The 16,911-nt window shown below is 77.4% G+C and carries 15 protein-coding genes; 9 read left to right on the plus strand and 6 right to left on the minus strand.

Annotated elements, in window-relative coordinates:
• Positions 1-71 precede the first annotated feature (71 nt).
• Complete coding sequence (locus tag ABZ573_RS20510; protein ID WP_358119934.1) at positions 72-773, minus strand: phospholipase; 702 nt, start codon at positions 771-773, stop codon at positions 72-74.
• Positions 774-993: 220 nt separating this feature from the next.
• Positions 994-1,980 carry a LacI family DNA-binding transcriptional regulator gene (locus ABZ573_RS20515; RefSeq protein ID WP_327028677.1) on the minus strand — a complete coding sequence of 329 codons (987 nt, stop codon included), beginning with the start codon at positions 1,978-1,980 and terminating at the stop codon, positions 994-996.
• A gap of 157 nt (positions 1,981-2,137) precedes the next feature.
• Here ABZ573_RS20515 and ABZ573_RS20520 point away from each other — a divergent pair, with 157 nt between their 5' ends.
• From ABZ573_RS20520 to ABZ573_RS20530, 3 genes are all read left to right on the plus strand, one after another.
• The gene (locus ABZ573_RS20520; RefSeq protein ID WP_327028676.1) at positions 2,138-3,358 is read left to right on the plus strand and encodes an MFS transporter; all 1,221 of its coding nucleotides are present in this window, start codon (positions 2,138-2,140) and stop codon (positions 3,356-3,358) included.
• A gap of 184 nt (positions 3,359-3,542) precedes the next feature.
• Positions 3,543-3,878 carry a hypothetical protein gene (locus ABZ573_RS20525; RefSeq protein WP_358119938.1) on the plus strand — a complete coding sequence of 112 codons (336 nt, stop codon included), beginning with the start codon at positions 3,543-3,545 and terminating at the stop codon, positions 3,876-3,878.
• A gap of 142 nt (positions 3,879-4,020) precedes the next feature.
• Entirely contained in the window at positions 4,021-5,274 is a 1,254-nt protein-coding gene (locus tag ABZ573_RS20530) for an MFS transporter (RefSeq protein WP_358119940.1), read from the plus strand.
• A 174-nt stretch (positions 5,275-5,448) separates the two neighbouring features.
• Here the strand turns inward: ABZ573_RS20530 and crcB are convergent, their stop codons facing one another.
• Both crcB and ABZ573_RS20540 read right to left on the minus strand, forming a co-directional pair.
• Complete coding sequence (gene crcB / locus ABZ573_RS20535) at positions 5,449-5,811, minus strand: fluoride efflux transporter CrcB (protein WP_151457127.1); 363 nt, start codon at positions 5,809-5,811, stop codon at positions 5,449-5,451.
• A complete protein-coding gene (locus ABZ573_RS20540; protein WP_151457126.1) occupies positions 5,808-6,305 on the minus strand; it encodes a CrcB family protein in 498 nt (165 codons plus the stop codon). The genes crcB and ABZ573_RS20540 overlap by 4 nt, the downstream gene beginning before the upstream one ends.
• A 307-nt stretch (positions 6,306-6,612) precedes the next feature.
• Between ABZ573_RS20540 and ABZ573_RS20545 the strand changes: the two genes are divergently transcribed.
• From ABZ573_RS20545 to ABZ573_RS20560, 4 genes are all read left to right on the plus strand, one after another.
• Positions 6,613-7,041 (plus strand): DUF6766 family protein, encoded by a 429-nt coding sequence (locus ABZ573_RS20545; RefSeq protein WP_225852477.1) that lies wholly within the window; start codon positions 6,613-6,615, stop codon positions 7,039-7,041.
• A 90-nt stretch (positions 7,042-7,131) separates the two neighbouring features.
• Positions 7,132-7,584 carry a hydroxyphenylacetyl-CoA thioesterase PaaI gene (gene paaI, locus ABZ573_RS20550; protein ID WP_358119945.1) on the plus strand — a complete coding sequence of 151 codons (453 nt, stop codon included), beginning with the start codon at positions 7,132-7,134 and terminating at the stop codon, positions 7,582-7,584.
• Between the two features lie 69 nt (positions 7,585-7,653).
• The gene (locus ABZ573_RS20555; protein WP_358119948.1) at positions 7,654-8,760 is read left to right on the plus strand and encodes a nucleotide disphospho-sugar-binding domain-containing protein; all 1,107 of its coding nucleotides are present in this window, start codon (positions 7,654-7,656) and stop codon (positions 8,758-8,760) included.
• Between the two features lie 71 nt (positions 8,761-8,831).
• Positions 8,832-9,398 carry a dienelactone hydrolase family protein gene (locus tag ABZ573_RS20560; protein ID WP_151457123.1) on the plus strand — a complete coding sequence of 189 codons (567 nt, stop codon included), beginning with the start codon at positions 8,832-8,834 and terminating at the stop codon, positions 9,396-9,398.
• Positions 9,399-9,433: 35 nt separating this feature from the next.
• On the opposite strand, the gene ABZ573_RS20565 is transcribed toward ABZ573_RS20560, so the two are convergent.
• Complete coding sequence (locus ABZ573_RS20565; protein WP_151457122.1) at positions 9,434-10,327, minus strand: aldo/keto reductase; 894 nt, start codon at positions 10,325-10,327, stop codon at positions 9,434-9,436.
• 140 nt (positions 10,328-10,467) lie between these two features.
• Positions 10,468-12,747, minus strand: coding sequence for an AAA family ATPase (locus ABZ573_RS20570; protein ID WP_358119953.1), 2,280 nt, complete (start codon positions 12,745-12,747; stop codon positions 10,468-10,470).
• A gap of 183 nt (positions 12,748-12,930) precedes the next feature.
• Between ABZ573_RS20570 and ABZ573_RS20575 the strand changes: the two genes are divergently transcribed.
• Both ABZ573_RS20575 and ABZ573_RS20580 read left to right on the plus strand, forming a co-directional pair.
• Positions 12,931-15,825: an AAA family ATPase gene (locus ABZ573_RS20575; RefSeq protein ID WP_327028669.1), complete on the plus strand. Its 2,895-nt coding sequence runs from the start codon at positions 12,931-12,933 to the stop codon at positions 15,823-15,825.
• 111 nt (positions 15,826-15,936) lie between these two features.
• Positions 15,937-16,707: a DUF5995 family protein gene (locus ABZ573_RS20580; RefSeq protein WP_358119957.1), complete on the plus strand. Its 771-nt coding sequence runs from the start codon at positions 15,937-15,939 to the stop codon at positions 16,705-16,707.
• Positions 16,708-16,911: the final 204 nt, after the last annotated feature.

Raw genomic sequence — 16,911 nt, forward strand, 5'->3', positions numbered from 1 at the left:
CAGCGGCAGCGGCAGTGGCAGCGGCAGCGGGAGCGGGAGCGGGGGCGGCAGCGGCAGCGGGCGGGGTGGGGTCAGGTGGTCAGCCAGGTGGTGGCGCGGGTGCGGATGGGGGCGGGGATCTCGTGGGGGCCCGGGAACTCGTCGTAGGTGACGTCGTAGCCGAGCGAGCGCAGGCTGGGGACCAGGCGACGGCTGCACACGTCCACCGGCAGGACGGGGTCCCGCGTGCCGTGCGAGACGTAGACCCGGGGCCGGCCGTGGGTCACCAGCGGCGCGGCGAAGCCGGGGGAGAAGGCCAGCACCGCGTCGACCAGGTCGCCGTTGGTCAGGCCCAGGGAGAGGGCGTACGAGGCGCCGTCGGAGAACCCGCCGAACGCCACCCGCGCCACGGGGTAGCCGGCGAAGGCCATGGCCAGCAGGCCGTCGATGCGCCGTACGTCCGTGCCGAAGCCCTCGCCGCCGATCAGGTCCCAGCTGCTCGCCACCGACTGCGGGGCGACCAGCAGCAGCCGGTGCGCGTCGGCTTCCGGTAGCAGCAGGTCCAGCCCCTGCCGGGCCGAGCCGCCGGCCCCGTGCAGGAGCAGCACCAGTCGGTACGGCGGCCCGTCGACCGGCTCGGGGGCGTACACCATCGCCAGCGCGGCGCCCCGCGGGTCGGTCAGCGACGCCAGCCCGGCGGCGGCCAGGGCGGTCGGCGGCGCCGGACGTGCGGCGAGCCGGCCGTGCCGGGGGTTCTCCGCCGGCTGCCGGTGCGGGGGCGCGGGCTCGGTCACCGGATCACCGCTCCTCGTCCTGGGCGGGCATGCGCCGGCGGTTACCCGCCAGCCCGACGCGCAATCCCACCGGCGCGTCCCGTCATGGGCGTGATCAGCGAGCGGCGCGACCGGCCGCGGGCGTGCTCGGCGAGCGGTGCGGCCCGCCACCGGGCGGTCGGCGAGGGGCGCGGTCGTCCATCGGCGGGTCCCGCCGGCGCGGTTGCGGCCGGGGGCCGGCTCATCCGCTGACGCGGCGGACCAGCCGGGACGGGAACATCGTCGCCGGCGGCACCGGTCGCCCGCCCAGCACGGCCGTCGCCGCCGCCGTGGCGATCTGCGTCACCGGATGCGTCGCCGTGGTCAGTGCGGGGGTGGTCATCGCGGCGAGCGGGATGTCGTCGAAGCCGGTGACCGCGACGTCCCCGGGCACCTGGACGCCGTCGCCGCGCAGCCGGTCGATCACCCCGAGCGCGGTCGCGTCGCTGCTGCCGACGATCGCGTCCGTGTCCGGCCAGCGCTCCAGCACCTCCCGGGCCGCCGCCCGGCCGCGGTCCGCGCTGAAGTCGCCCGGCACCAGCCGCTCCGGCAGGGCGGCGTCGCGCACGATCCGCCGGTACGCGCCGACCGACCGGCCGGCGCAGGACAGCCAGCGAGGCCCGGTCACCATGGCGATGCGGCGGCGCCCGGTGGCGTACAGGTGCCGGACGACGGCCTCGGTGCCGCCGCCGTTGTCCACGTCGAAGGCCGGGACGAGGGGGGAGCCGATGCCGATCGAGGCCACCCGACCGCGCAGCCGCGCCGGGATCGCGTCCAGCACCCCCTCGGTGGTGTTGATCAGGACGACCCCGCCGACGCTGCGGTCCCCGGCCAGCCGGCGCACCTCGCCCGGCGACCGGGTGGGCAGCCAGTGCAGCGCCACCCCGAGTCCGTGCGGCGCGCAGACCCGGGCGCACGCGCCGAGCACCCGGTGGACGTACGGGTCGTCGAGGACCGTCGCGGCGGTGCCGGTCACCGCCACCACCAGCCGGAACCCGGTGCCCTGGACGAGCGCGCGGGCGGCCGGGTTCGGCGCGTAGCCGAGCCGGTCGGCGGCGACGTTCACCCGCTCGCGGGCGGCGGGGGAGGCGTAGCCGGTGCCGGCGATCACCCGCGAGGCGGTGGCCCGGGAGACGCCCGCCGCCCGGGCGACGTCCTCCAGGGTCGGTGGTCGGTGTGTCGTCGCCATTCCGGTCCTCCCCGTCGTCGGCCGTCGCGGCGTGGACGGTCGACCGAATCATCCCCCTCCGGCGCTTCCACGGTAAGGGGTGGGACCGGGTTGTCCTGAGAGCGCTCTCAGGTGTGGGATCGGGGCGGTAGACCACCCGAGGCGAGAGGACCGCCACGTGAGCCGCACCGTCGCCCCGCCCGTCGTGCCGCGCCCGGCCGTGCCCCGGGCGGTGCTGGCCGCCCGTACCGGCGTGGCCGTGGTCTTCGCGCTCAACGGCCTGGCCGTGGCCACCTGGTTCTCCCGGGTGCCCGCCGCCCGGGACGCGCTCGGGCTCAGCGCGGGCCGGCTCGGGCTGCTGCTGCTGGCCATGTCCGTCGGCGCGCTGCTCGCGATGCCCACCGCCGGCCTGGTGGCCCAGCGGCTCGGGGCGGCCCGCACGGTCGCGCTCTCCACCACGCTCCTCGCGGCCGGGCTGACGGTGACCGGGGTCGCCGCCGTGGCCGGCTCCCTGGCCGGGGTCGCGGTGGGCCTGTGCGCCCTCGGCTACGGCTCCGGCCTCTGCGACGTGGCGATGAACGTCGAGGGCGCGGCGGTCGAGCGGCGGCTGGGGCGTACGGTCATGCCCCGCTTCCACGCGGCGTGGAGCCTCGGGTCCGTGGCCGGGGCCGGGCTCGGCGCCGGGGCGGCCCGCCTCGGCGTGCCGGTCGCCGTGCACCTCGCCGCGCTGGCCGCGGTGGTGCTGCTCGGCACGCTGCTGGCCGTCCGGTCGTTCCTGCCGGTGGCCGAGAGCGGCACCGCCTCCGCGTCGGCGGCTCCGGCCGAGCGTCGTCGCGAACTGCTCGCCGCCTGGCGGGAGCCCCGCACCCTGCTCGTCGGCCTGCTGGTGCTGGTGTCGGCGTTCGCCGAGGGCAGCGCCAGCGACTGGCTGGCGGTCGCCTTCATCGACGGCCACGGCCTCAGTGAGGCGGCCGGGGCCGCGGTCTTCGGCGTCTTCGTCGTCGGCATGACCCTGGGCCGCACGGCAGGCACCGTCGCACTGGACCGGTGGGGTCGGGTGCCCGTCCTGTCCACCACGATCCTGCTCGCCACGCTCGGCGCGGGCGTCGCGGTGCTTGCCGACTCCGGGCCGGTGGCGATCGCCGGCGTCGCGCTCTGGGGGCTCGGCGCGTCGCTGGGCTTCCCGGTGGGGATGAGCGCGGCGGCCGACGACGAGCGGCGGGCGCCGGCCCGGGTCAGCGTGGTCGCCGTGATCGGCTACACGGCGTTCCTCGCCGGCCCCCCGCTGCTCGGCCTGCTCGGCGACCGGGTCGGCACCCTGCGGGCCCTGCTCGTCGTGCCACTGTTGCTGCTGCCCACCCTCGCCCTGGTGCCGGCCACCCGCCCTCCGGCCCGCTGAGCCGCCACCCCCCTTGCCGGCCCGCTGAGCGGCCACCCGCCCGCCGGCCCGTGCTCGTCCGTCGTCCCACAGAGGGCGCGCCCGGGGCGACGACCGGGCGCGCGCAGGTGGCTCCCAGGTAGTGCGCAGGCGGTTGCCAGGTGACGGTGCTGCACTGGGAGGACGCCGAGGAGAGGAGCCGGGCATGGGCTGGTTCAACCGGCGGCCGCGCGCCGCCGACGCGACCCCGACGAAGCTCGACCGCGAGGCGACCCGGGAGGACCTGACCGCGCTGGAGGCGTTCGTGGCCAGCCGCCGGGGCGTGGAGTTCTACCTGGAACCGGAGACCACGGCGACCGACACCACCGTGGTCGCCATCGCCCACGACGGCGAGTGGATCCGCCGTCGCACCGGCTCGCCGCGCGCCGCCGGCTCCATCGCCCGCAAGCACGCGGTGCCGCTGTACGAGGCCGCCCGCACCGGCTACCCGGAGCGGATGCGGGCGTGGAACCGGGCCCACCCGGAGCGTCACGCCCGCTGACCGGCCGGGACGTCACGCCGCTGACCCGCCGGGACGCCACGCCCCCTCGACCGGTGCGCCCGGGACCACTCCGGCCCGCTGCCCGCTGCTCGCCGGCAGGCACGGGGCCGCTCCGTCGGATCCGGCGCGGTAAGGTGCCCTGATGGCTGATCGGTCCCGGTCGCTAGGACGTCCCTTCTGGACGTTCTGGACCGCCGCGGCGCTGGCCAACCTGGGCGACGGCATCCGGGTGGCCGCCTTCCCGCTGCTCGCCGCCGCGCTGAGCGACAACCCGGTGGCGGTGGCCGCAGTGGCTGCGGCGCAGTTCCTGCCGTGGCTGGTCACCGGCCTGCTGGCTGGCGTGCTGGCGGACCGTCGGGCGGCCCGTGCACTGATCGCCGCCGCCGACGCCAGCCGCGTCGTGGTGCTGGCGGCGGTGGCCGTGGCCGTGGCAACGGGCCTGGCCTCGGTCGCGCTCGTGGTCGCCGCCGCCTTCCTGCTCGGTGTCGGCGAGACCCTGCGCGACACCGCCGCCCAGACCGCGATCCCCCGTCTGGTGGACGACGCGCAGCTGGAGCGGGCCAACGGCCGCCTGGTGGCGGGTGAGATCGTGGGCAACGAGTTCGTCGGCCCGCCGGTCGGGGCGATGCTGTTCGTCGTCGGCGCGGCGCTGCCCTTCGCCGTCAACGGCGCCTCGCTCGCGCTGGCCGTCATGCTCGTGCTGTCCCTGCCGCTGAGCCTGGCCCGCCCTGGCCCTGGCCCGGGACGGTCCGGCGCCGACGCGGACGGGCGGAGCGTCACCGCCGCCCCGGCCAGGCGCGGGGCGCTCGCCGGGCTGCGCTGGCTGGTACGGCAACCCGTGCTCCGTACGCTCGTGGTCGTCGGCGCGGCAGTCGCCGCCGCGGACAGCGCCTGGTTCGCGATCTTCGTGCTGTACGCGCGGCAGAGCCTCGGTCTCGGCGCGCTCGGCTTCGGCCTGCTGCTGGCGACCGGCGCGGCCGGCGGGCTCGCCGGCTCACTCGTCGCCGACCGGCTGATCGGCCGGTTCCGGCACCGTCGCGTGCTGGCCTGGTCAATGGCGGTCACGGCCGGGACACCGGCCCTCCTGGCCGTCGCGCCGCACCGGATCGCCGCGGTGGTCGTCGTCGTCGTCACCAGCGCGTCGTTCGCGGTCCTCAACGTGGCCGCGCTGTCGGTCCGGCAACGCCTCGTGCCCGGCGACCTCCTCGGTCGGGTGGTCGCCGCCTCCCGGATGCTCTCCTACGGCTGCACCGCGCTCGGGGCACTCGCCGGTGGGGCGCTGGCCGCCGGCCTGGGCATGCGGGCACCCTTCCTGTTCAGCGCGACGGTGGCGGTCGCCGCGACCGCCGCCTGGTGCGTCGCGTCCCGCCCCACCGCGCCGCCCGACTTGGCCTGACGGGGAGGCCGTCCGCCGTCAGGCGCGCTTCGCCGGGCTGCGCCCGGGGGTGTGGAGACGGTCGACGGTCCGCGACGGGGCAGGACGCGGGTGAGCGGCTCGGTCGCTGCGGCGGCCCTGGTCGACCTGCGCCTGCCCGACGGGCCGACGGACCCGCGTCGCTGAGCCGCCCGCTCAGCCGGTGGCGGCCCGGGCCAGGGCGAAGCCGGCGGTGGCGGCGCCGAGGCCGGCGGCCACGCTGGCGAGCACGTTGACGAGTGCGAGGAACCGCCGGCCCCGGCGTGCCAGCCGCAGCGTCTCGTACCCGAAGGTCGAGTACGTGGTCAGCGCGCCGCAGAAGCCGGTGCCGAGCAGCGCGCTGACGGCCGGGCCGACGGGCAGCCCCGCTAGGAGACCGAGCAGCAGCGACCCGGCCACGTTGACGGTCAGCGTGCCCCACGGGTAGACGCCGCCGAGCCGGGCCTGCACCGCCCGGTCGGTGAGGTAACGCAGGGGCGCGCCGACGGCCGCGCCGAGCGCGATCAGCAGCACGGTCACCGGCCGGCCCCGCGCTCCGGCCGGCCGTGGCGGGGGGCGTCGAGCAGCCGACCGGTGACGGCGTCGCCGAGCCAGACCGCGACCAGCGCGCCGAGCAGGGTCGCGGCCAGGTAGCCCAGGGCCACCTCCGGCGCGCCGGCGTCGAGCGCCAGGCGGACGTCCACGGCGTACGTGGCGAAGGTGGTGTAGCCGCCGAGGACGCCCACGCCGAGGAACGGGCGCAGCAGCGGTCGGCGGCCACCGGAGCGCTCCAGCGCCGCCATCAGGACACCGATCAGCAGGCACCCGGTCAGGTTGACGGCGAAGGTCGCCCACGGGAAGCCCGTCGGGCCGTGCGGGACGGCGTGCTGGAGGCCGGCCCTGGCCAGGGCGCCGAGCGCGCCGCCGGCCGCGACGGAGCCGAGCACCCCGCCGGGACGGGCGGCCAGCTCGCCCCGGTCGGCGGGTACGCGCAGGTCGACGTCCGGGTCGACCCGCGGATCCGGTCCGGTCACCTCGCCCTCCCCGCCGGTGCCACGGGGCGGGACCTCGGCGCGCCCGCCAGCCTAGCGTCCGGCGTGGAGCCGTTCGAGCCGCTCGCCCGGCAGCCGGTGCAGCGCGCTGGCGGTGAGGACGGCGTCGTACTCGCGGTGGGGAGCGCGGCGTGCCAGTCGGGCCGGTTCAGGTCGGCGGTGACGACGGTGATCCGGTCCCCGAGCGGGGCGCGGGCGTGGCGGGCCGCGCCACGCCGGTGCGCCGTTTTGTCGCGCCTGTCCCGGGGCACAGGCCACCTACCTGGGGATGCGTCGAAAGGGGAGCGCGATGTCCGACACGACGACCTCCGGCGCGCGGCCGGCCGGGGCACCGTCCCGGGGCGGGCGGTCACACCGCCGGGCACAGGGGCCGCCGTTCCGCAGGCCGAGGTGGCCCAGGGCGTACGCCTTCGCGCTGGTGACCGGGGCGCTGTTCCTGCTCTCCTGGATCGCGCAGTTCGTCTTCCAGGCCTCCGTGGCGAGCGACGAGGCGAGCCAGCACGGCCGGTCCTTCGCCTGGGCCGACTTCCTGCCGCAGTTCCTCGCCTCCACCTTCGAGAACTGGCAGTCCGAGTTCCTCCAGTTGATCTGGCAGGCGGCGGGGCTGGCCCTGTTCTACCACTGGGGTTCCTCCCAGTCCCGCGAGTCCGACGAGCGGATCGAGGCGAAGCTGGACGCGCTGCTGCGCGAGCGCGACCTGGACCCGCAGGACCCGTGACGGGTGCCGTCGGTGCGGTGCGGGCAGACGGCGTACGGTACCGGGACCGGCGGTCGAGGGGGCCGCCCCGAAACAGGCGTGGAGCGGTCGATGGGCGGGACGGGGCGGTCGTCGAGCGACGGCGGGACGGCTGAGGGGGCCGGGCGCGACGCCGCGTACGCCATGTTCGCCGCCGACGTCGCCAGCCGGGGGCTCGGCATCGAGCTGGTGGAGGCCGCCGGCGGAGCGGCGGTGGCCCGGATGCGGGTGACCGGCGCGATGGTCAACGGCCACGCCATCGCCCACGGCGGGTTCGTGTTCCTGCTCGCCGACACCGCCTTCGCGCTGGCCTGCAACAGCCACGGCCCGGCCACCGTCGCCGCCGGCGGCGAGATCAGCTTCGTCCGTCCCGCCCACGAGGGTGACCTGCTGACGGCGCACGCCACCGAGCGCACCCGGTACGGCCGCAGCGGCATCTACGACGTCACCGTGACCCGGGACGACGGCGCGGTGGTGGCCGAGTTCCGGGGCCGCAGCCGCACCCTGCCCCCGACCGCCGGCTGACCCGCCGCCGTCCGGGCCGCGTCTCCCGGTGCCCCCACGACGGGCTCCGCCGCGGCTAGCATCGGCGCGGTGCGAGTACTGGTGGTCTCCGCGCCGTTGATCGGGCACGTCGCTCCGCTGCTGCCGCTGGCCGCCGCACTGCGCGACGCCGGCCACGAGGTGCTCGTCGCCACCGCCGCCGACGGGCTGCGGGCGGTGCGCCCCGGACTGCCGGCGCGCGACGTCGCGCCCGCTTTCGACTTCGGGCGCATCGCCCGCCGCGTGCTGCTGCGCCACCCGCTGACCGCACGGGCCGAACTGGCCGGGACCGCCGGCACCCGGGGCGCGGGGCTGCTCTTCGGCGCGGTCAACGACCAGCTCGCCGACGGGGTGGTCGCCCTCGCCGGGCAGTGGAGACCCGACCTGGTGGTCCACGAGCCGTTCGCGGTGGCCGGCGCCCTCGCCGCCGCGACGCTCGGCGTGCCCGCCGTACGCCAGGAGAACGCCCTCTTCGACGGCCGCGAGCTGGCCCGGGCGACCCTGGCGCGGCTGGGGCCGGCGCTGCGCCGGCACGGCCTGACCGAGCTGCCGCCGCCGGCCGCCGCGATCGCCGTCGCCCCGCCCAGCGTGCTGCGTCAGGACGGCTGGCCGATGCGCTACGCCACCGAGGCGGGCGGCGAGCTGCCGGAGTGGCTTCGCGAGCCGGGGGAGCGGCCCCGGGTGCTGGTCAGCCGCAGCACCATCGCCGGCCCGGGCAGCGCCGGACCGATGCCGGCCGTCGTCGCCGTCGCCGACCAGGTCGACGCCGAGTTCGTGCTGGTCCGCCCGGAGGCGCGGCTGGCCCGCCGGGCGCTGCCCGGCAACGTGCGTACGGTCGACTGGATCCCGGTCCCCGCAGCCCTGCCGGCGAGCGCGGCGCTGGTCCACCACGGCGGCGCGGGCAGCGTCCTGAGCGCGCTGATCGCCGGGGTGCCGCAGCTGGCCACCGTCGGGGCGGGCGACCGGCGGCACAACGCCGAGCTGGTGGCCGCGCGCGGGGCCGGCATCGCCGCCCGCACCCGCGACATCACCGCCGACACCCTGACCCGGCTCGTCACCGACACCGCGCTGCGCGACGCGGCGCGGCAGGTCAGCGCCGAGATCGCCGCCATGCCGGCGCCGGGCGAGCTGGTGCGGCGACTGGAATCGCTGGGCTGACCCGGCCTCGCGTCGGCGGCGGGTCAGCGCGGCGGCCCGGCCCCGTCGCATTCGTCAGACAGAATGTCCCGATGGGACACGTCGTGCTGTTTCATTCCGCCTACGGGCTGCGACCCGCCGTGTTGACGGCCGCCGACCGGCTGCGCGCCGCCGGCCACCACGTCGTCACCCCCGACCTCTACGGCGCGCCGGCCGTCGACACGATCGAGGCGGGCTTCGCCCTGCTCGGCGAGGTCGGCGAGGTGGCCGTGATGGGCCGGGCCAGGGCGGCGCTGCACGAGGCGCCGCCCGAGGCGGTGCTGGCGGGGTTCTCCATGGGGGCCGCGGTGGCCGGCGCGCTGCTGGCCGAGCGCCCCGCCGCCGCCGCGCTGTTGCTGTTGCACGGCGCCGGCGGTGCGCCGGAGGCGGTCCGTCCGGGCCTGCCGGTGCAGCTGCACATGGCCGACCCGGACGAATACCCCCCGGAGCCCGAGCTCGGCCGGTGGCAGCGGGCGATCACCGGCGCGGGCGCGGAGCTGAGCGTCCACCGCTATCCCGGCGTCGGTCACCTCTACACCGATCCCGACCTGCCCGACCACGACCCGGCGGCCGCCAGCCGGACGTGGGAGCGGGCGGTCGCCTTCCTCGACGGTCGCTGACGCGCCACCACGCCGCGCGGGCGGGGCGCCGGCGGTCAGCGGAGGCGGGCCAGGTCCTCGGGGGTGAGCCGGATCGCCCCGGCCGCCACGTTCTGCGCCAGGTGCGCCGGGTCGCCGGTGCCGGGGATGGCCAGCACGTGCGGCCCCTGGTGCAGCGTCCAGGCCAGGCGGATCTGGTGCGGGGTCGCGCCGTGCGCGCGCGCCACCGCCCGTACGGCCTCGTCGTGGTCGTCGCCCGCGCCCGCCTCCCGCCCGGCGCCCGCGATCGCGAAGAACGGCACGAAGGCGATCCCCCGCTCGCCGCAGACCCGCAGCAGCTCGTCGGCCCACCGGTTCACGTCGAGGGCGTACGCGTTCTGCACGCACACCACCGGCGCGATGTCCCGCACCTCGTCCAGGTGATCCACCCGCACGTTGGACAGGCCGAGATGCCGGATCAGCCCGGCGTCGCGCAGCTCGGCCAGGGCGGCGAACCGCTCCGCCACCGAGTCCCGCCCGGGTCGCCGGACGATCCGCAGGTTCACCACGTCCAGGTGGTCCCGGCCCAGGCGGCGCAGGTTCTCCTCCACCTCCCGGCGCAGCTCCGCCGGGCCCAGTTCCCGGTGCCCGGTCGCCTCGTCGAAGGACGGCCCGACCTTGGTGGTGACGACCAGGTCGTCCGGGTACGGCGCGAGGGCCTCGCGGATCAGGTCGGTCGCGTACCGGGGCGAGCCGGTGCCGACGCCGAGCGGCCCGCCCGGCGAGACGTAGAAGGCGGCGGTGTCGATGTGGTTGACGCCCAGCTCGACGGCCCGGCGCAGGACGCGGACGGCGCGCGCCCGGTCCGGGTCGACGGTGAGCCGCATGGAGCCGAACCCCATCCGGTGCACGGTGCGGTCGCCGAGCGTCCAGGTACCGGCGGCGGAGGCGGTGATCTCTTCGACAGGCATCGGGCGAACCTAGCCAGCCGACCCCGAGGCGCGCACTCGGTCGGTCGCCCGATACCGCCCGGATCGAATTCCCGTTAGTTTGGATCGTGGGGGAGATCCCCTGGCCGCCCCACGATCCCCGCGTCCAACACACCGCCCGCTCACGCCGCGACCGGCCTGCCGCGCGGCAGGACCCACCTCGGCCGCTGCCCGCGCCGCTGCCGCCGCGCCGAACCGCCCGCCCCGAGGGCTGCCGTCGCAGCGGGGCCGGCCGGGTGCTCGGCGAGGTCGTCGGCCGTGCCGGCGGTGGACTTGCCGGTCTTCAGGTCGATGACGAGGCGGTCGCGCGCGGTCGACGGAGCGGGGCCGGCCGAGGGGCGGCGATTGCGGGCCGCGACCCAGCCGCGCAGCTCCACCACCCGGCCGCCCCCGACACGTTCCGCGGGGACGGCGACCAGCGGACCGGGCGCGGAACGCGCCCCCGGCAGCACCGCGATCCGGGGCACGTCGGCGACCAGGGGCACGTCGGCGACCCGGAACGCGCGGGCGGGCCGGGGCGGGGCAGCGAGACGGGGCGCGGCGGCGGGCCGCCGCAGTGGTGCCGGGTGCGACCCGCGAGCGTTCCGGGCCGCCGGGCGGTCGGCGTCGGCGCGCGCCGGCACCTGGGCGGTGGGGGCGTGCACGACCACGGGCACCGAAGGGGCGTCCGACTCCGCCGGCCGCCCGGCCCGGCGGGCGAACGCGGCCCGCGCCGCCCTCGGCAGCCGGGCGTACGCGACCTCGCGGACCACCGCGTCGGCGACGGCGTACCGGCCGTCGGGGCGGGTGACCAGCAGACCCGTCGCGGCCAGGGCGCGCAGCACCGGGGCGGCCCGCCCGGGAGCCCAGTCGAGCAGGCGCGCCACCGTCGCGGCGGTGATCCCCGCGCCGACGGTCGCGACGGCCATCAGCACGGCCCGCCGCGCCCCGTCCAGGCGGTCCAGCCGGGCGTCGACCTCCCGGCGCACCGCCTCCGGCACGGACCGCGCCGCGTCCGGCGACGCCACGTACGCGACGGCCCGCCCCGGGTTGCCGCCGACCAGCGGCAGGAGCCGGGTGATCGCCGCCGCCGTCGGCCGGTCGGCCCGGCCGAGCAGGTGCCGCAGCAGCCGTCCGGTCTCCACCGGGCGCAGCGGCGGCACCGCCAACCGGTGCCGACGGTCCCGCGGGCCGGGCAGCGCGCCCGTCCACTCGGCACGGTGCAGGGTCACCACCACCAGCGGCAGCGACCGCGCGGTGGCCGCCGCGAAGAGCCGGTGCAGGAAGCGGTGCAGCGTCGCGGTGGCCCGGTCGAGGTCGTCCACCGCCACCATCACCGGCTGCCGGGCGGCGAGCCCCAGCAGCGCCTCCCGCGCCACCTCGGCGCCCCGCGCCGCGTCGCCGGAGCCGTCCGGCGTGCCCAGCAGCGCCTCCAGCGCGTACACCGCCTCGGTCAGGCCGGCGGGCGGCACCAGGTCCGTGAGGGCGGCGGTGAGTCGTCGCCGTACCGTCGCGGGCGGCTCGCCGGCGCGGAGGCCGGCGAGCCCGCGCACCAGGTCCGCGACGGGCGCCAGGGGCTGCGGGTACGGCGGGCAGTGCGCGACGCACCAGCGCACCGGCACCCCGTCCACGGTCCGTACCGCCCGGGTCAGCTCGTGCAGCAGCCGGCTGCGCCCGCTGCCGGCGGGACCGACCAGCGACAGCCAGCGCGGGTCGCGGCCCCGCACGGCCCGGACGATCAGGTCCCGGGCGGCGGCCAGTTCCCGTCGCCGCCCGACCAGCGGCCCCTCGTGCCGGGTCGGGGCCTGTCGGGTGGTGCCGGTGGCGTGCCACACGTCGACCGGCAGCGCCTTGCCGGCCAGGGCCACCGGCGGTACGCGGCGCTGGTCGACCAGTCCCACGGTGGCGCGGTGGGTGGCCGCGCAGAGCGCCACCCCGCCCGGCGGGGCGTACTCCTGCAACCGCGCGGCGGTGGTGATCACCGCGCCGCTGGCGACGCCGTGCCCGCCGTCGCGCGCCGCGGCGAGGTCCACCAGCGCCTCACCGGTGGCCACCCCGGCCCGGACCCGGAGGCGCGGCGCGCCGGGCGGCGGTCGCCGGTCGAGGGCCCCCTGGATCTCCAGCGCCGCCCGCACCGCCCGGTACGCGTCGAAGCCGTCGGACCGGCGGGCCCCGAACAGGGCCATCACCGCGTCGCCGACGTACTTCTCGACCACCCCGTGCCACCGGCGCAGCACCCCGCCCACGGTGTCGAAGTAGGCCCGTTGCAGGATCCGCACGTCCTCGGGGTCGAGCCGCTCGACGAGCGCGGTCGACCCGACGATGTCGACGAACAGCACGGTGACGAGGCGTTTCTCCTCCGGTACCGGCCAGCCTGCCGAGGTGGACCGCTGCGAACCGGCGACGATGGTGGCCATGGGCATCGCACCCGCCTTCCCCACGGTGCTGACGACGCCTCGGACACTGTCACCGATGGGCCGACGGGGGATCTGCCGAACGACGTATGTCCACCCTGCGCAACCGTCGGTCGCGATCTCGACGCGAGGAGTACCACAGGCGTGAAAGACCCGTAGAACGGTGCGGGGCACTTGACTAGGCTGCGTGCCATGGCCAGCGACGTGGACACCGCACCACTCGTCGGCCGGGCCGACCTGGTGACGACGGTACGATCCGTGCTGCTCGACGACGTCACGCAGGGGAACACCGCCGCCGTCTTCCTCACCGGCGAGAGCGGCGTCGGCAAGACCCGGCTGCTGCGCGAGGTGGGCACCCGGCTGCGCGACGCCGGGGCCCTGGTGCTCACCGGCTCCTGTCTGGACATCGGCGACGCCTCGCCCCTGCACCCGCTGCTCCAGGCGCTGCGCCGCCTCGACGCCGAACTGACCGGTGCCCAGGCCCGGACCTCCTCGGCGGTCCGTGACCTCCTCGGGGTGTTCGCCGAGGAGACCGCCGGCCCGGACGGCGCCGGGGCGCTGCTGGAGCGGGTCTCGCGGGGGCTGCACCTGATCGCCGAGGGGCGCCCGCTGGTGCTCGTCCTGGACGACCTCCAGTGGGTCGACCGCAGCACCCGCCAGCTGCTGCTCTACCTGCTGGCCGGATTGGGCGACCTCCAGTTGTCGGTGCTCGCGGCGGTGCGGGCGGAGTCGTTGCAGGGCGCGCACCCGCTGCGCCGGGTGCTCACCGAGCTGCGCCGGCTGCGTACGGTGCGGGTGCTCGACCTGGCCCCGCTGGACCGGGCCGGCACCGACCGGCTCGCCACCGCCGTGGTCGGCCGGGCGCTCACTCCGGAGGCGGCGGAGCTGGTGTGGCGGCGCAGCGGCGGCAACCCGTTCGTGGTGGAGGAGCTGGCCCGCGACCTGCGCGACGGGCGGGACGAGCTCTCCGACACGCTGCGCGAGATATTCCTGGCCCGGGTGGACGCGCTGCCGCAGCACGCGCACGCCGTGGTGCACGCGGTGGCGGCCGGCGTCGAGCCGGTGGGGCACTGGCTGCTGGCCCGGGTGGTGCGGCTGCCCGAGGACGAGCTGATCGAGGCGGCCCGGGCGGCGGTCGCCCACCGGCTGCTGGTGAGCGCGGACGACGGCTACCGGCTGCGGCACCGGCTGGTCGCCGAGGTGCTGGAGCACGAGCTGCTGACGGCCGAGCGGGCCGCCCTGCACCGCCGCTACGCCGAGGCGCTCACCGCGGCCCCGGCGGAGCTGCACCAGGCGCGCCTGGCGCACCACTGGCGGCTGGCCGGCGAGCCGGCGCGGGCATTGCCGGCGGCGATGGCCGCGGCCCGGGAGGCCGAGCGGCTGCACGGCTGGGCCGAGGCGCACCGGCACTGGTCGGTCGCGTTGCAGCTGGCCGCCGCGCCGGGCGTCGCACCGCCGGAGGTGGACCGGGTCACGCTGCTCAGGCACGCCGCCGAGGCCGCCCATCACTGCGGCGAGCACGCCCGGGCGCTGACGCTGATCGAGGAGCTGGCCGCCGCCGACGCCGACCCGTCGGCCTGCGCGCTGCGCATCCGCCGGGCCCGCTACCTGGCCGCCGCCGGCCGCTCGGCGCCGGCCGAGGCGGAGTACCAGCTGGCCCTGGAGGCCGCCGACTGCACGCCCCGAGAGCGGGCCACGGCCGCGGCGCACCTGGCCGAGCTGCTGCTGCACCTCGGCCGGTACGCCGACGCCGGCCGGCGGGCCCGGGAGGCGCTGGAGCTGGCCGCCGAGGTGCCGGGCTCCACGTCGGAGGTGGTGCTGGCCAGCGCCGCGCTCGGCTTCTCGGAGGCGTACCTGGAGGACCCGGACGCCGGGCTGGCGGTGATGCGCCGCGCGCTGGAGACCGCCGAGCGTTCCGGCCGCCCGGAGGACGTGGCGTGCGCGTACCTGCACCTGGCCGAGCTGTTGACCGGCCCGCTGAACGTCCTGGAGGAGGGCGTCGTGGTGGCCCGCCGGGGCGCCGAGCGGATGGCCGAGCTCGGCCTGGGCCGCACGTACGAGACCCGGCTGCTGGCCATCGCCACCAACGGGCTGTTCCGCGTCGGGCAGTGGGCCGAGGCGGAGAAGGTGGTCGCGGCGGCGTTGCGGCACCGCCCCTCCGGCGCGGACGCGGTGGAGCTGCTGTTGGCACGCTGCCGGCTGTCGGTGGGCTACGGCGACGTCGAGGCCGCCGACCGCGACCTGGACGCGGTGGCCACGATGCTGGCCGGCGGCGGGGCGCGGCACGTGATCCCGCTGCTCACCCTGCGGGCGGGGCTGGCCATGTGGCAGGGCCGGCACGACCTGGCCCGGCAGGCGGTGCAGCGCGGCCTGACCGAGAGCCGCTCCGACGACGTGGGGATCCTCGCCGCGCTGGTGTGGCACGGCCTGCGGGCCGAGGCCGAGGCGCACGCCGGCCGCGCCGTGGCCGTCGACCCGACGGCGGTGCGGCGGCTGCGGGAGGTGGCCGACCGGGTCGCCCGCAAGAGCGAGCACGCCGCCCGCCCGGTGCGCGACGTGGTGGACGGCTTCCTGGCGCTGTGCGCCGCCGAGGTGAGCCGCCTGGAGAGCAGCGACCCGGAGCTGTGGGCCCGCTCGGTGGCGCAGTGGGACCGCCGTCACCACCCCTACCCGGCGGCCTACTCGCGGCTGCGGCAGGCGGAGGCGCTGCTGGCCCGGCGCAGCCGCAGCGCCACCGCGGGCAAGCTGCTGCGCCAGGCGTACGAGGTGGCGCAGGGGCTCGGCGCGGTGCCGCTGACCTCGGAGATCCGTACCCTCGCCGGCCGGGCGCGGGTGTCGCTGGAGGAACGTCCGGCCACCGGCGCTCCGGCCGCCGGGGCGGACGGCGACGAGCTGGCGGCGCTGACGGCCCGGGAGCGGGAGGTCCTCGCCGCCGTCGCCGAGGGGCTCACCAACCGGGAGATCGGCCAGCGGCTGTTCATCAGCGAGCGCACCATCGGCGTGCACGTCTCGCACATCTTCGACAAGCTCCAGGTCCGTACCCGGGTGCAGGCCAGCGCGATCTTCCTACGCAACCGGCCCGGCTGACGCGCGGCGCGGATACGTCGTTCTACTGATCCGGCCGGCCATCGCCGGCTGGCAGGCTGTGCTGCGTCGCCGACGGCACGGGGGTGCCGGGGGAACCACTGTGGAGGAGAGATGAGGGAACCGGTGTGGGGGCCCGTGCATCGGGACATCGTCGATCTGCTCGCCGACCATCCGGCCGACGTGCCGGCGGTGGTCGACCACCTCACCAAGCTCCAGGACATGCTGGTCCGGCTGCCTCCGCTGGAGGCGAGCTGCCCGCTGGCCGACTTCAACCGGCTGTACCTGACGATCACCGAGAGCGTGCTGAACGGGCTCTACGACGACCGGTTCTCCGACCCGGTGTTCCTGTCCCGGCTCGACGTGGAGTTCGCGGCCCGCTACTTCGACGCGATGCGGCTGTGGACCGACTCCAGCCCGGGTACGCCGAAGGCCTGGGCCTGCCTGTTCCAGCGGATGCGCGGGCCGGACGCCCGCCCGCTGCCGTCGGCGGCCGCCGGGGTGAACGCGCACATCAACTTCGACCTGCCGTTCGCGTTGGTGACCACGTTCGACAGCCTGGAGTCGGAGCCGGTTGACGGTACCGACCAGCACCGCGACTACCTGGAGATCAACAAGATCTTCGCGGACAAGATCCCCGGTCTGCGGCGCGGCTACCTGGAGCGGTGGCAGCTGCTCATCGACATGCTCAACGGCGACATCGACGACTGGTACCAGGGGGAACTGGTCGAGTACACCCGCGACGTCGCCTGGCGCAACGCGCAGAAGATCTGGCGGTGCCGGCACGACCCGGCCGCCCACGAGTGCGAGCGCGCGCGGCTGGACGACACCGCCGCGGCGCTCGGTCGGTTGCTGCTCTCGCCCCTCGGGGCGTTCCTGCAGTAGCCGTGACGGGGGGTCCCCGCGCTCCGCACCCGCCACCCGGCGGAGCGCGGGGACACGTCCCCGCCGGACCAGGGCTCGTCGTCGGGGGCGGCGGGCCCGGGTCGGGGAACGGTCCGCGCGGCCCGGGGGGTCCGCGCGGCCCGGGGCGGGGACGAGGGGTTCGCGGGTCGGCCGGCCCGGGGGGTGTCGGCCGGCCCGCACGGG

This window comes from Micromonospora sp. NPDC007220, from assembly GCF_040634035.1.
GTDB lineage: Bacteria > Actinomycetota > Actinomycetes > Mycobacteriales > Micromonosporaceae > Micromonospora > Micromonospora reichwaldensis.